The 14682-nt window shown below is 49.3% G+C and carries 9 protein-coding genes; 4 read left to right on the forward strand and 5 right to left on the reverse strand.

Translation table 11 applies throughout. From position 1 onward, the window contains the following. The first annotated feature begins 107 nt into the window (after positions 1 to 107). Positions 108 to 293 carry a hypothetical protein gene (locus tag AAA946_RS12230; protein WP_338165093.1) on the forward strand — a complete coding sequence of 62 codons (186 nt, stop codon included), beginning with the start codon at positions 108 to 110 and terminating at the stop codon, positions 291 to 293. A 71-nt stretch (positions 294 to 364) separates the two neighbouring features. On the opposite strand, the gene recD is transcribed toward AAA946_RS12230, so the two are convergent. The 4 genes from recD to AAA946_RS12250 all read right to left on the reverse strand — a co-directional run bounded on the left by recD (position 365) and on the right by AAA946_RS12250 (position 11071). Beyond that, positions 365 to 2539 (reverse strand): exodeoxyribonuclease V subunit alpha, encoded by a 2175-nt coding sequence (gene recD / locus AAA946_RS12235; RefSeq protein ID WP_338165094.1) that lies wholly within the window; start codon positions 2537 to 2539, stop codon positions 365 to 367. Next, the gene (recB, locus tag AAA946_RS12240) at positions 2539 to 6165 is read right to left on the reverse strand and encodes an exodeoxyribonuclease V subunit beta (protein ID WP_338165836.1); all 3627 of its coding nucleotides are present in this window, start codon (positions 6163 to 6165) and stop codon (positions 2539 to 2541) included. Before recB ends, recD begins: the two co-directional genes overlap by 1 nt. A gap of 356 nt (positions 6166 to 6521) precedes the next feature. Continuing rightward, the gene (gene recC, locus AAA946_RS12245) at positions 6522 to 10028 is read right to left on the reverse strand and encodes an exodeoxyribonuclease V subunit gamma (RefSeq protein ID WP_338165095.1); all 3507 of its coding nucleotides are present in this window, start codon (positions 10026 to 10028) and stop codon (positions 6522 to 6524) included. A 68-nt stretch (positions 10029 to 10096) separates the two neighbouring features. Beyond that, entirely contained in the window at positions 10097 to 11071 is a 975-nt protein-coding gene (locus AAA946_RS12250) for a TDT family transporter (protein ID WP_338165096.1), read from the reverse strand. Between the two features lie 96 nt (positions 11072 to 11167). Here AAA946_RS12250 and AAA946_RS12255 point away from each other — a divergent pair, with 96 nt between their 5' ends. The 3 genes from AAA946_RS12255 to dapD all read left to right on the forward strand — a co-directional run bounded on the left by AAA946_RS12255 (position 11168) and on the right by dapD (position 13829). Further along, positions 11168 to 12076, forward strand: a complete 909-nt coding sequence (locus AAA946_RS12255; RefSeq protein ID WP_338165097.1) for a LysR family transcriptional regulator — start codon at positions 11168 to 11170, stop codon at positions 12074 to 12076. A gap of 101 nt (positions 12077 to 12177) precedes the next feature. After that, positions 12178 to 12474 (forward strand): YebG family protein, encoded by a 297-nt coding sequence (locus tag AAA946_RS12260; protein WP_338165098.1) that lies wholly within the window; start codon positions 12178 to 12180, stop codon positions 12472 to 12474. A 323-nt stretch (positions 12475 to 12797) separates the two neighbouring features. Then, the gene (gene dapD / locus AAA946_RS12265; RefSeq protein WP_042496834.1) at positions 12798 to 13829 is read left to right on the forward strand and encodes a 2,3,4,5-tetrahydropyridine-2,6-dicarboxylate N-succinyltransferase; all 1032 of its coding nucleotides are present in this window, start codon (positions 12798 to 12800) and stop codon (positions 13827 to 13829) included. Positions 13830 to 13933: 104 nt separating this feature from the next. Here dapD and rfaH read toward each other — a convergent pair whose 3' ends face one another. Continuing rightward, positions 13934 to 14428, reverse strand: a complete 495-nt coding sequence (rfaH, locus tag AAA946_RS12270) for a transcription/translation regulatory transformer protein RfaH (protein ID WP_338165099.1) — start codon at positions 14426 to 14428, stop codon at positions 13934 to 13936. Positions 14429 to 14682 lie beyond the last annotated feature (254 nt).

The following is a 14682-nucleotide window of genomic DNA, read 5'->3' on the forward strand; positions in this document are numbered from 1 at the left end:
AATTCGCTCACATCACAGCTATTTATGTGACAGGACTCCCAAAAAGCAGCGTGCTGGCGGGCAGTGCAAGGAATGCTAGGTGAACACCACTTTTAAGAGTGACATCTATGCGAACGGTTATTTGTAATTCAATTCAAAGTTTCTGGGATATGGCGGAAAACCACTTCCTCGAAGGGCTCAATGTCCACTGTGTATTTCCTGTATCCGAAAAGGTCAGATCGCTAATGACGATCTACCAGCAGCAGTATCGGATCAAACAAATCACCTACTCTGAGGTCTTTAATCCGGCCTAACACGCCCCAAAACCCCAGAACAGGTGCTACCAAGGACGGTAGATATTTTCCCTTTCAGCTTCTTCGCTAAATTAAGCCAAACGCAATGACAGTCCACTGTGACGCAATGTTTTGTGACGTATCCCTTTCCCCAAAACCTTGCCATCCGCCACTAGAGTGAAACGCGATTTTGCACGGGTAATTCCGGTGTAAATCAGCTCTTTAGTGAGCAGCGGACTAAATTCACCCGGCAATATCATAAAGGTATGGGCAAACTCACTGCCTTGCGATTTATGAATCGTCATGGCATAAGCGGTTTCATGCTCTGGCATTCGACTCGGCAACACCGATTTTATGCTGCCATCAGGAAGTTCAAAGAAGACCTTCAGCCTTGGTGTTTGCGCGCTGTGATCCCAAAGGCAAATTCCAATATCACCGTTGTAAAGCCCAAGTCCATGATCGTTTTTCGTCACCATCAGTGGGCGTCCCACATACCAAAGCTCTTCACCACGAGCAATTACGCCGCGCTGCTTAAGACGTGACTCTATCCTTTGGTTGAGTCCGGTCACGCCAAAGTCGCCCTCTCGCACTGCACACAACAAACGGTTTTGCGCAAATAGACCCAGAACTTGACGCGCGATGCTGTGCTGCCAGTTCACCAGAGCATCGCTGCTTTGCAACGACTCACCTTGTGGTGACGCCGCTCTTGATTCGGTTAAATACGGCTTGTAAGCCCGCACCATAGAATCAATCAGTTTTTGATAACTATCACCGCTCAGTGGCAGCCATTCAATATCCTCAAACCCTTTGCTCCAAACCTGCTCGAAGCCTCGACTGCTCGCAGCATTAACCTGTTTAGCCAGTTGGCCAATACCTGAGCGCGCGTCAAATCGGTAGCTCTTTTGCAGTACGCACAGACTATCAGCAAGTGGCGATACCAACTGCTTGGCAGTACGCCCAACCTGGCAATCAAACTGAGTGAGAGCTTTCACCCGCTCGTTTTGCTTTTGGCTGTAACCTTGAGCCGAAAAATCACAGATATCGGATAGCACCGCTCCCGCTTCAACTGAGGCGAGCTGATCTTTATCGCCTAATAAGATAAGCCGCGCGTGGCTTGGCAGCGCTTCAAGCAATCGGTGCATCATAGGCAAATCGACCATAGAGGCTTCATCGAGCACCAACACATCCAGATGCAGAGGATTGGTTTTATCGTGCCTAAACTCAACACGGCCAGGAATGGCACCAAGCAACCTGTGTAGGGTACTCGAGTCGGTGGGAATACGCTGTTTAAGCTCCGGTGGCAGCGCCAAGGCATCGACCGCTTTACCAATCGATTCAGTCAGGCGCGCCGCTGCTTTACCCGTTGGTGCAACCAACTTAATGGTGGGTGTTTCTCCTTGCGCGCTCGCCTGATGCACCATTGCCGCGAGCAGTTTAGTGACTGTCGTGGTTTTACCGGTACCAGGGCCTCCGGAAATGACGGCGAAACGACGAGTCAGAGCTACCGCGGCCGCTACCTTTTGCCAGTTCAGGCAGGTATTGAGCGGAATTGCAGCATCTAGCATTTGAAGCTCACTGGCAGAGTTCGCTGACGTCGCAATGCGATCCACCTGATCCCAGTCGATCGAGCCATCATCAACAACGTCTAGGAAATCACACACCATTTGCTGTCGTGAAACTTGGTTGTTTTGTTCAGCGGGGATCGAGGCTAGTGCCGAGTACAGGTAGTGATACTCTCGGGCAAACAGCTGATCAAGGATCTGCGCCGCTTGCTGAATTTGATGGTTGGGCAACTCTATCGGCGTCGCCATCGACAGCAGGCGCTCAGCGATGGTTTGTTCATAGTAAAAGTAGCGCTGCAAATAAAGCCGCTTTTGCTGCCACACTAGAGGGGTGACCGCACCTTCTAACTGGGAGCCAGGCGCCAACACAGTGATCGTTGACGCACTGTCCATGACCTTCTGCCAATCAACCTGATTGACCTTATCCTCCAACGGCACAGCAGCGGCGCCATAGAGTCCAATCAGGCTTGGTAACGGTGGCAAAGCCTGCTCAACCAAATTGCTACCTAAGTCGCTATCTAAGTTGACACAAATGTGGCCTTGCCCAAGCTGGCTACTTGTGAGTGCCGCCAGCCACATCACTTCATCGGCATACTCAGTTTCAATAGATGCGACAAACTTGGCGAACTGATGATCCAAAGGTCTTAAACATTTTTTATCAACCAAGTCGGAAATCCAATGGGAAAAAGCGCGCTGTTCAGTCATTAAAATCCAAGCCCCATTTGTTGATTATTTCCTTCGTTGGTATCACTGTTTTCAGTCTCGATGGCATTCAGCTCACCGGAAATCAGCGCATCAAGGTTTTCAATCATTACCTTAGTGGGACGCGCATTGAAAATACCCGCGTCGGAATTCGGCTCAATACCACGTAAGAACAGATAATAAACGCCGCCAAAATGCTGCTCATAATCGTAGTCACGGATACGCGTTTTTAAGAAGCGATGCAGTGCCAAAGCGTAAAGTTGATATTGTAAGTCATAGCGATGGTCGACCATGGCATGTTCGAGTTGAGCTCGCTGGTAATTGCTACTGTCCTCACCAAGGTGATTCGATTTCCAGTCGAGGACGTAATACTTGCCTTGATGCTCGAACACCAAGTCAATAAAGCCTTTCAACATGCCTTTAACCGTATAAAAGCCCAGTTCATGCGCCTTAGCAGACAGACTGTCATGGCGCTGAATCACTCGATTAAGAGAAGGTGCATCCAGCACATCTATCGGCAGTAGAAATTCCATCTCCACCAAACGCTGCGAAGGGCTCTTATCTCGAAGGTATAGGCTATCGCCATCTAGGGCCGTGTTCATCACCTGTTCCACCAGCAACACAATTACCGGCAGCCACTCTGCGTCGTACTGCTCTTTGGCAAGCAGCTCGGCGATGATTTTTGCGTTGTGCTCAGAGCCAGCGGGCTCGGTAAACTCGATTTCTTCAAATACCGTGTGTAGGAACGTGCCTGGACGAGCCCCCTTTGGGAAGTGGAAGATGGTTTTCTCCGGCTCCAACAGTGGATCCAACTGCTGTTCGTCTGAAGAGTCGATATCTAAGCCCGACTCTTCGATAAACACCTCATCACTGCTGCCATGGTGACTCTGTTTTACCAATGCCGAGTAGCTCGTCAGACGCCAATCACGATCAATCGTGTGGCGCTGCATTTTCGCACCTAGCTCAGGCGTGGATGCTAACGGTAAACGATATGACTCACCATCGGGCTCTGGTGGCGCTGTAATCGCGATGTCCTGACAGGATTTTGCTAACTGGCTTAGCATAGTTTCTAGCTCGCTGACGCCCAGCTCTTGACCATTTTGCACCAAGAAACCTAGCGCGCTATGGTGCACACCAGTAGGCTCTTTGGTAGAGCGGCCGTTGCGAAGCGGCGCAATACCGATAAAACAGCCATACACGGCACGAGTCAACGCTACATAGATTAAACGTAAGTCTTCCGCTAAACGCTCTTTGTCTGCCTGAGCCAGTGCGGCTTTGGACTTTCTAAGATCCAGCACCGATTCCTGATTTGTTGCATCGTAGTATTTCGCTTCCATCGCTTCGCGATAGCTGACCACAAACGGCAAGTAAACCAGATCATATTCAAGGCCTTTCGACTTATGAATCGTGATGATTTGCACTAGATTTCGCTCAGATTCCAAACGCTGAATGTGCTCATCGGAGGCGCCTAACCCTTGCTTAGCATCTTCGATAGACTGAGCAAACCAACGTAGCAACGCGGTATCACTTTCCACATCTTGTCGAGCAGCTTGCAATAGCTCGCCCAAGTGTAAATAGTCGGTCAGCAATCGCTCGCCACCAACGGTAGCCAATAGACGATTCGACATTTCACGCTTAAACAGCACCGAGCGCAGCATAGGCAATACGCCTCGCGACTGCCACAACTGACGGTAATCGCGAAACTCCGCAATCACTTGCTCCCATAGATTCTCGTCGTTATTCAAGCCATCAAGCACATCAGCAGGCAGCGCGAACAGCTCTGAGGCGAGCGCACTTTTCAGCAGTCGTTCGTCATCTTGATACCAAATCGCTTGTAGCAGGCGCAGCATATCTTCTGCCACCGCGCTAGAAAACACACTGTCTCGATTCGACAGGTAGACACTGGCAATGCCACGCTCAGCCAACGCTTGTTTGATCAGTTGCCCTTCACTACCGGTTCGAACCAGCACAGCGATATCACCCGCCTCAACCGGATGCTCACTATCACCATCCGCTAACACAACATTTTTAGTTTGCGATTCAGTCAGCACCATTTTGATATGCTGGGCCGTGGCTGCGGCCATATGCTGCTGATACTCCCCTTTGGCAACAGGTGCATCGGCGTCTTGGAGCCAAAACTGCAGTGCAGGTTGACTCTCACCATGTTGCAGCCACTGACGTTTTCCTGCTTTCGGACTGGCATTGACCGGATAAAAGGGGATGTCACTGTCGTATAAGAACGGCGAATCTGCCTGTTCAAACAGCGCGTTGACGCTGCTCACCATACGCTCACTGGAGCGCCAGTTGGTGCCCAAGGTGTAGTGATCAACGACCTGATTTCTTGCTTGGATATAGGTGAAGATATCCGCGCCGCGAAAACCATAAATCGCCTGCTTCGGATCGCCAATCATAAACCAGCCACACTCAGGGTTGTCTAAATACACCGAGCTGAAAATTTGGTACTGCAGTGGATCGGTATCTTGGAATTCATCGATCATCGCCACCGGAAATTGGTTGCGAATTTTTTCTGCTAAGCGCTCGCCAGATTCGAGCTCTAACGCCGCGCTAAGCTGAGTCAACAGGTCATCAAAAGAGAGCCACTGCTTTTGCTGTTTGGCTAACGCCAATCTCTGACGGCACGCTTTGATCGCCATCGCGAGTAACGGAGTTTTCAGCTCAGGAGGCGTAGCAAGAAAGGTTTCAATATCAGCAAAAACCGCCATCGTTGGTGGCTCGCCTTTAGGCGTTTTTTCGATCAGTACCGCTTGGGAGAATTTCTCAAGCGCGCTCGGTAAGCTGTAATCCAGCGTCTCTTGCTGAGCCCATTCCGTAATGCTTGCCACCCAAGTCGGCAGGGATTTTTTGGTGTAACTGCGTTTATTGACATCAGACTGGGAGATGCATGTGACTACGTCGTCACTGACTGACAACCAGTTGGCTTTTAGGGTTTTGATTGCCTCTAAGTTGGCTTGATGTAGAGCAGCAATGTCAGCGCCTTGGCCATTGCTATCCGTCGACGAGTCAATATCTTGCAAGGTGATCGCAGGGCCAGAGAGGTAACGGCCGATATCACTGAGCAGTGCGCTTGGCGTAGCCCAAATTTTACGGATTTCAGAGGCCATCGCGAGGTTTAATGGATAGAACTGACTGCGCCAGAAATCTGCGGCGACCTGCGCTTTTAAACGGCTTTCATCGGTCACGAATTCATTGTTGAAACGGGAGCCTGATTCGAATGCGTTTTGAGTCAGCATGCGCTGACAGAAGCCGTGAATGGTGTATACCGCTGCTTCATCCATTTGACGCTCAGCCTGAAGCAAGGTTTCGGTGGCATAGCGATGATCGCTCACTTCCGAAAGCAGCGGCTGAATGACCGGGTCGTCACTTTCTCCACGAGCAAAAGCGATGCGTGCTTGATGAATACGGGCGCGAATACGATCGCGAAGCTCGGCCGTCGCCGCTTCGGTAAAGGTCACCACTAAGATCTGATCGACAGTTAGAGGCTGGCGATGACCACTGCCATCTTTGCCATGACCGAGCAGCAGTCTTAGATAGAGACCGGCGATAGTAAAGGTTTTACCCGTACCCGCTGACGCTTCAATCAACCTGGCACCATGCAATGGAAAGGTCATGGTATCAAGCGCGGTCGGCTTCGAGGACGGCGCGCTATCCAAGAATTGACCTTGGGCATCGCTATCTATTAATGGGTTATCTGAAGAGTGCTCATTTGGCTTCATGTCTGAACTCAACTGTGATCTAACGCTTAAAATCTAATTTAAAACAAGCGGATATAATTAATAACTATGTAAGTTGCGATCCCATTCACGGAATTAATCACCCTCACACTCTACTATTCCGCCCAGAAATACGGGTCCCTCTGACCCTCCCCGGCCGTCCAGCACTCTCCCTACACACTATAATTAAGACTGGCGGCCACTCCCTTTCACGGGCTTTCTTTCAAAGATAAAGGCTTTCAAGGCAACTTGCGTCACCCCGCAGGGCTTGCCGAGTAATACTCTTCTGCACTGATACTCAGGGTTCGCGGCGCTTCCAATACTAAATGCGCGAGCGTTTTGACTTCACTCGCCAGTGCCTCGCTCCATTCATTCCAAACCCGAGAGATATAAGGGTTGTCACCTTCACCGATCTGCATGTACCCCCCTTGGAAACGACCAGCCATTTTAGTGAGCATTTTTTCATCACTTGGTGTCCATTGGCCGCGGCTGTAGTTGGCCTCAATCCCAGCCAGCGCCGTCTCAGGGAAATAGCAAAGCGGCTTATCTAACCCTTGCAGATACAAACTGGCTAACTGGGTTAAATAGTCTTTGGCATTCTCAGCGCTCAGCGCTGGATAAATGCGATGGACGACGCCTTCTTTTTTATCGTACGCCAACATGTGAGTTTTACATTGCCTGCCTGCCACCGCCACCAACAAATGATCAATCCATGCGGCGAGGTAGTCGGTTGCGCGCAGCCTACCGCTTCGATAGCGCACCACGCCACTTTGGTAACACCCGGTCACCCAGCCTTGCAGTGCAACATGACAGTCATTAATGTCTAAATTCAAATCGACTTCAACATCTTCAGCTTCTTGGCTCACTAACGGCGTAATGGCCTGCGCCAACTCTTGGGTTTGCGAGACGTTAGCGGCAAACTCCAGTTCACCAAACTCATTGACAGGCAAATAGCCCTTGGCTTTTTGTTCTGCTTTAAATACGTGCAGCTTATCGCCTTCAATGTGACCTTTGGCCTCTATCATGGCATCAAGTAAAGATTTGCGAAGACCAAAACTTTCCAGTCCAGACAGCGCAAATGGCTCTTCATCTTCGAGTCCGAGAAGGCTTTCCTCAAAGTTGACTTGCAAACGTCGGTTAAACAAGTATTGCACCGGCAAGCGCCAGAAACGCTGTAGCTCGGTCAACTCCAATTCGACCTTTTCACCTTGCGCTCGAGCAATGGGTTCTAAGTTAAACGGCAGAGATAAGCTTTGTGTCGCCTCAAGCGTTGTTTGCTGCGCCGATGGCAACCACTCAGCGGCGTAACTTTGCAGTGCACTCGTCGCATCAAAGTGCGCAGCGCTGAATGGCACCATAGGGTACTCACGCAGCAATGATTGGGTGAGCTTGGCACCTGAGCTATCAACGTCTAGCGCTTCATCACCTTGCAAGCAGTAGTTTTGCTCACAGTATTCCAAAAGCTCTGAAACCAACACCGATGGCACGCGCTCCGTATTGTCTTGAATAGAACGTCCAACGTAACTGATGTAGAGACTTTGCTGCGCCGAAAGCAGCGCTTCGAGAAATAGATAACGGTCATCATCACGTCTTGAACGATCGCCCGGCTTGGTTCGACCTACCATTAGGTCAAAGCTCTCTGGCGGCACACTGCGCGGGTATACACCATCGTTCATGCCCAATAGACACACGGTATTGAACGGGATAGAGCGCATTGGCATCAAGGTACAAAAATTGACTTGCCCTGCCAAAAAGCGCTGACTGACGCGCGAGCCAGAAAGCTTATCAATGAAATACTGACGCACGATGCGCGGTGCCAATGCTTCGTCGTATCGCGCATCCAATAACTGGTCGCCAAGTGCCGACAAAGTATCGCGGATCGACTTAACAACGACCTCACCTTCAATATCCACGGCAAAAAAATCATCGACCAATTGATTGATAGCTTGCTGCCACTTCTCAATCGTCATGGTGTGGTTGAGCACCTTGCGATAATGCGCCAGCTTATCGATAAACTGCGCCAGCTTACCGGCGGTCTCGGCTTGCATGCCTTGCGTTTGCTCGTAAGGTGAGATGCTCTCGTTGCCGACCATGAGTAGGCCTGCCTGCTCGCTCACCGCATAGCCCGCCAGCATACGAGAAATACCAAACATCCAAGAGTTTTGGCCAAATTCAGGCAAATCAAATTCGCTCGCGGTTTGGTTATCAATGCCCCAGCGGATCTGCGCCTCTTCCACCCAAGCGCGCAGTAGCGAAAACTCATGTTCATTGATATCAAATCGCGCCATGATTGCTGGCACTTCCAACAGCTCCAACACTTCACTGCTGGTGCAGCGTAAGTCAGGCAATTGCAACAACTGGTTAAAGGCATTGAGCAACGGGCTTTCTTTATCGGCCGTGCGATCAGAAATAGAAAATGGGATGTAACGCTCACCAGAGGCGTTACCGAACACCGCTTGAATGGCTGGGCTGTAGGCATTGATGTCCGCCACCATGACAATGATGTCACGGGGCTTCAGATCTGGATTGCGGTCAAACATCGCCAGCAAGTTGTCATGCAGCACTTCCACCTCTCGCATCGGGCTGTGACAAACATGCACTGACAACGAGGTATCCTCTGCGGCAATCGCTGGTTTGTGACTGGATGACAACAACAAAGCATCGTCTTGATGCTCTTCGAGGTTGAGAATATCCGCCTGAAGGTTACCAAGCAGGGTGGCTCTATCGACATCAACAAAGGCTTCAATCTCGTTAGATTCAAGCTGTGACAATAGATACAAGTTATCCCTGCCGAGTTTACCCATAGACGCAAGTAAGCTGTTGCCCACTTCAGAGAGATGCAGCTCGTCGTCTACGTTCGCTTCTACATCGCCTTTAAGCTGGGGCGCCAACTCCCACTCACCTTCTTGCCACTGCTGACTAACAGCCAAGGCGTCGAGATCATTGAGCTGCTTGCGCTTGGCGGCGGCGAGTTTTGCTAGGTATTTACGATCGCGCACCTCTCCCCAATAGAATCGGCACGGATTGGTAAACATTAGGTGAACATCGATATGCTCACCGAGGGCTTTCAGTGCATCGAGATAACGAGGCGGAAGTGAAGAAATACCAAACACAAACAGACGCTTAGGAAGCTGGCTGAGCCCCTGCGCTTTGACATCTTGGTTATTGGCGAGGACGTCAATGAAATGCTCATATAGGTTGGCACGGTGATACGGAGACTGACCAAGCGAAACGGTATGATCGTACAGTGCTTGCCAAAGTTTTGGCTGCCACGGCTGCTCGTCTTCAAGCTCAAATACTGGCAGCCCTGCTTCCCACGTGGCGATCCATTCTGGACGATATACCAAGTATCCATCGTAGATATCGGCAATTTTTTCTGCCAGCTGGTAGCGTTTCGATGCGTCTTGGTCATCGGTTAAGTACTGAGCGAGCGGCGCAAAGTCAGGATCAGTTAAGTGCTCTGGCAACAGATGCATGATCTTCCAGGTCATCGCTTCTTTGTTGAATGCACTGCGCGCAGGCACGTCATCTAACACTTGTACGAAACGATCCCATATGAAGGTGGCTGGAAGGGGGAAGTCGATGTTGGCCGCAATACCAAACTCTTCCGCCAACGCCATTTTCAGCCATTGAGACATGCCTGGGCTTTGGACAAGAATTTGTTCTTTCTCAAACGGGTTTTCAATTGGGTCGAGTTTGATGAGCTGAACCAACAAGGATTTGAGCACATCTATCTGATTTGAGTGGTAAACGGTGAACACGTGACGGCGCGCCTTTCGCTAATTTTCCTCCCTCAAGGTTAACACAGTCCCTGTGTATCTAAGACCTTTTACGCCGTGATATGTGATTGTTTGGGTAAATAAGCAACGAGGTAACGAATCGCAACGTAGCTAACAACAATCGTCGCCACAACAAGCTCAATATTGGCAAGCGCGGTGATCTGTTTCACCATCTCAACTGGCGCGTGTTGTGCGCTCATCCAAGCCGCGAGTTTGTATTGAGCTGTTGCGCTGATCACCATAGGGAAGGTAAAAGCTGCGTAACCTGGGCTGAATGGCAAGCGCATCAATTTGATAAACGCAAGGTAGATGAACAGTGTCATCAACACACCAATGCCAAATAGTAGCGCAATAATGATGGCAGATGGCTCTGACGCAACCGTTAGGTAACCGGCAAGCGATAAGCTCGCTGGCGCTGCCATAATCGCCATGGTTGGTTTTGCTGCATCTGGGATCTCATGAGTAAACACCAAACGGTAGATCATGGTTGGTAGCATGACCGCGTAAGCAACTAAGCCGAATACTAAAGCGCTGTTGGCTATCCACGCTAGATCGGGGTTTCCAGAGAATGCCACATCCGCCACGATAATGCCGACAGGTGGTACAAACCAACTTGGTACCATATGGTGCAGTTCAAAATCGCGCATACGGTGGTAAGTAAAACTTGCCAAGAACACGACGTGTAGCGCCACAGCGCCAAGCCATAGTGCGTCACCGACATTGGGTGCAAATTGGCCAACTGAATGAGACACCACCATAGTCGCCATGGCGAAAGTTGGTGCAACACTGCCCACCACAGGGTGCGCTAATTCTTGACGCAACACATGATTATGAAACAAGTATTTGTAAGCAAGGATAACGAGTAAAACGCTCGCTATTGCAGCGCCCGTCCACTGAGCAACATGATTGAGCGGCAACGCATTTTCCCAACACCAGCCAAGGCTGGCGATACCTAGAGCCAGTCCAGCCATCGGGGTTGGCGCCGCTTTTACTCTGTTATGTGCTTTTGTCACTCTTGCAATCATCACAATCACCTCAATTCTTCAGTTGCGGTGATTGTAAACCTTGCTTATGTTTATATATATTCAATTATTCATTTCACTCGTTAAGTTAAACTGAACATGAAGCCACATATCTCTCTAAAACAGCTCAAGGTATTTGTTGCGGTGACTCAGCACCAAACACTAACTGCCGCTTCGGACACGCTTTTTCTCTCCAAAGCAGCGGTCAGCATGTCACTGAGTGAGTTAGAAAAACAGTTAGGTCACGCCCTGTTTGACCGGGTCAACAATCGGTTGGTCATTAACCAGGAAGGACAAAAACTGCTGCCTCTTGCCGATGAACTGCTCAGCCGAAGCCGAGATATTGAATCACTGTTTGGTGATGAGCAAAGTTATCGCGGTATGCTGCGCGTTGGTGCCAGTGATACGGTGGGTAATCAGGTCGCACCTTTCTTACTCAGTGATTTTCGTGACAAGCATCAGCACAAGTCTCAGCAACTGTTTATTTCCAACACCGCCTTGATTTGCCAAAAGCTCATCGACTATCAACTCGATATTGGCTTGGTCGAAGGCAAAACACTACACCCAGAGCTCAATAGCTACCCGTTTAGCGAAGATGAGATGTGTATTGTGGTTTCTCCCAAGCATCCTCTTGCCAAAAAGTCGCACGTCACCCTTGAAGACTTAGAAAACAGTGACTGGATCTTGCGCGAACCTGGTTCCGGCACTCGGGAGTTTTTCCTGCGTACCGTGGCACCAAGGATAGAGATCTGGCATGAAGCGTTTGAACTCAATACCACCGAAGCTATCATTAATAGTGTCTCTGCGAATCTCGGGTTGGCCTGTCTGTCGACTCTGGCAACGCAAAGCGCCATTGATGATGGTCGCTTAATGCCTATCTCGGTCTCGCTGGATATGAAGCGCCGCTTCTGGGTTCTGGTACACAAAGAAAAATACCAAAGCCCACTTCTAGAGCGCTTTATTGCATTTTGCCAAGAGTGGCATACAGCCAACACGAATAGGATTTAGGCAAACAGCTCTCAATTTTGCGCCCTCGACTGGACATTAACTTTGACCCTCTGTATAAACAGACAGTATTAAAACCTTAAAATTTAACTAGAGGATTAACCATGGCTGTAATCGTCAAGTACGTGGTGGAACGCAACGGAGAAGAAAAGATGACTTTTACCTCTAAAGCAGAAGCTGACGCTTATGACAAAATGTTGGATATGGCAGATGAGCTGTTTTCTCTGCTAGGTGAGAGCAAGCTTATCGAAGATGAAGAGAAGCAAGAAGAGCTATCGCTATACCTTGCTCAGCGTAAAGAAGAAGTGCTATACGCACTAGGCGCTAAGCGCAAGCCAACGCCAAAAAAGCCAAAAGTGGTTAAGCCTGTTGACGAGCAGGATGCAGAAGACGCAGCCTAATGCGTTAATTTGCTAACATTGCACAAGCAAATCAAATAGCCAGTAGAGCCTAGAGTTTTACTGGCTATTTTGCTTTTTGCGCCTTACACGCGTAAATACAACTGGCTAAGTAAGGGTAAGTGAATAAGCGAATGCACGCCGATAAATTTCTTATTAGGAAAAAACATCGCTAAAAAGACAAAGGGTATCGTTTTACAGACTTTTGTCGTTTTTGCCCTTTCATCTGCCATCCCGTCTCTTTAAGATGATTGCTAACAAATCAGTCAAGGTCGCCGCCAATCGCCGCGGCTTTGAGACAAATCTATACATGGAGACATAGAGTCATGGCAGCATTCTCAATCGCTTTTGGTACTGCAACCAAAAACCGCGACGGTAAAATCATCGAAGCATTCTTCCCTCACCCACGCCTAAACCCGTCTGATGCGCTTATTGCAGCAGTGGCAGAGGTATCTGGTTACGCGGAAGGCAACCAAGCTATCGAAATTTCTGCGGCGCAAAGCGCGGCTCTAGCAACAGCATTCTCTAGCAATGATGATGCAGAAAACGCGGCATTTGCAGAGAAAGCAGCAAGCTCTTCACAGCCATTGGTACTGGTTGTACTGGCGACAGACGAGAAACCTCAATCTGTTGCAGAAGGCTTCCTAAAACTGCAACTTATCTCAAACCGTCTTGTACAGCCTCACGGTACGGTACTTGATGGCATCTTCGGTCTACTTCACAACATCGCTTGGACTAACCAAGGTGCAATCGATCTTCCAGAGCTGGCTGAGCGTCAAATCGAAGCGCGTCTAGCAGGCGAAACACTGACTGTCGATTGTGTAGACAAGTTCCCTAAAATGGTTGATTACGTGGTTCCAACAGGCGTTCGTATCGCGGATACGTCTCGCGTACGTCTTGGTGCTCATGTTGGCGAAGGCACAACAGTTATGCACGAAGGCTTCATCAACTTCAACGCGGGCACAACTGGCGTGAGCATGGTTGAAGGTCGTATCTCTGCAGGTGTTGTAGTTGGTAACGGCTCAGACATCGGTGGCGGCGCGTCTATCATGGGTACGCTATCTGGTGGTGGTACAGTTGTGGTATCTATCGGCGAAAACTCGCTACTAGGTGCGAACGCAGGTCTTGGTTTCCCACTAGGCGATCGTTGTACTGTTGAGTCTGGTCTTTACGTAACCGCTGGCTCTAAAGTACGTATGCTGGACGCATCTGGTGCGGAAGTTGAAATTGTGAAAGCGCGCGACCTAGCTGGTAAGCCGGATCTTCTGTTCCGCCGCAACTCAGTAACAGGCCAGATTGAATGTCTGACCAACAAAACAGCTGTTGAGCTGAACAGCGAGCTTCATAGCAACAACTAATTCTCGGTTGCTGGAGAGCTAATGCCCTCAAACAAAAAACCTCAGTCCAACTCTTGGTACTGAGGTTTTTTGTATCCACTGGACCCTAAGTTATCGAGAGCAAGCTAGATATCCAGATCTTTGTTTTCGATGCTCACGGCCACTGGGCGACTAATCATGTTCACCAACATAATCGAACGCGCTTCTCCGTCAGCCTCTTGGAAAATCGCTTCAATACCCGCGAACTGCCCGCCAGTCACGCGAACTGTCTCACCGTGTTTTGGCAAGCTGTCGGTTTCTGACTCATCCGGCTGTTCGGCCAGTAACTGCAACTCATCGATGAGCGCTGAGTCGACTTCTTTCGGGTGTGAACCAAATCGAATAAAGTCGACCACGCCACGCGTAGAACGCACAGTGGTAAAGGAAGGGCCTTGTTCGTAGTCAAATTCCACAAACACATAAGAAGGAAAGAGTGGCTCTTTCACCTTCTGTCTTTTTCCTCTGAGGATCTTTTCTACTTCTACTTCTGGGTAGTAGCAAGATAAGCCTTGATTCTCGAGGTGCATCTTTGCGCGGCCTTGTTCACCACGCTTACAATAAAGCAAATACCAACGTTTCATTTTAACTGTTCGATTTAACTAATTAATCTAATTATTCGATGTTTTTATTTATCTGCATCCTACCACTAAACCCGACACTGTGCCCGTTTAACCATCTCGTGTCTGCGATCAGACCGATGAAAAATCCGAATAGATGCTAGCTGGTAAAAATGAAAATTTAGATTGCAGCACGAAATTTTCGTACCATCACTGAAAAATTTTCTTACATTTCATCACGTTAAACAATTATTTCACAAATTCCAAAAAACAGACCC

Source organism: Vibrio sp. 10N (assembly GCF_036245475.1).
In the GTDB taxonomy this organism is placed as follows: domain Bacteria; phylum Pseudomonadota; class Gammaproteobacteria; order Enterobacterales; family Vibrionaceae; genus Vibrio.

Bases quoted from the DNA above. Each gene is read 5' to 3' on its own strand.
- AAA946_RS12230 (WP_338165093.1), top strand. From the start codon at position 108: ATGCGAACGGTTATTTGTAATTCAATTCAAAGTTTCTGGGATATGGCG.
- recD (WP_338165094.1), bottom strand. From the start codon at position 2,539: ATGACTGAACAGCGCGCTTTTTCCCATTGGATTTCCGACTTGGTTGAT.
- recB (WP_338165836.1), bottom strand. From the start codon at position 6,165: ATGACCTTTCCATTGCATGGTGCCAGGTTGATTGAAGCGTCAGCGGGT.
- AAA946_RS12250 (WP_338165096.1), bottom strand. From the start codon at position 11,071: ATGATTGCAAGAGTGACAAAAGCACATAACAGAGTAAAAGCGGCGCCA.
- AAA946_RS12255 (WP_338165097.1), top strand. From the start codon at position 11,168: ATGAAGCCACATATCTCTCTAAAACAGCTCAAGGTATTTGTTGCGGTG.
- AAA946_RS12260 (WP_338165098.1), top strand. From the start codon at position 12,178: ATGGCTGTAATCGTCAAGTACGTGGTGGAACGCAACGGAGAAGAAAAG.
- dapD (WP_042496834.1), top strand. From the start codon at position 12,798: ATGGCAGCATTCTCAATCGCTTTTGGTACTGCAACCAAAAACCGCGAC.
- rfaH (WP_338165099.1), bottom strand. From the start codon at position 14,428: ATGAAACGTTGGTATTTGCTTTATTGTAAGCGTGGTGAACAAGGCCGC.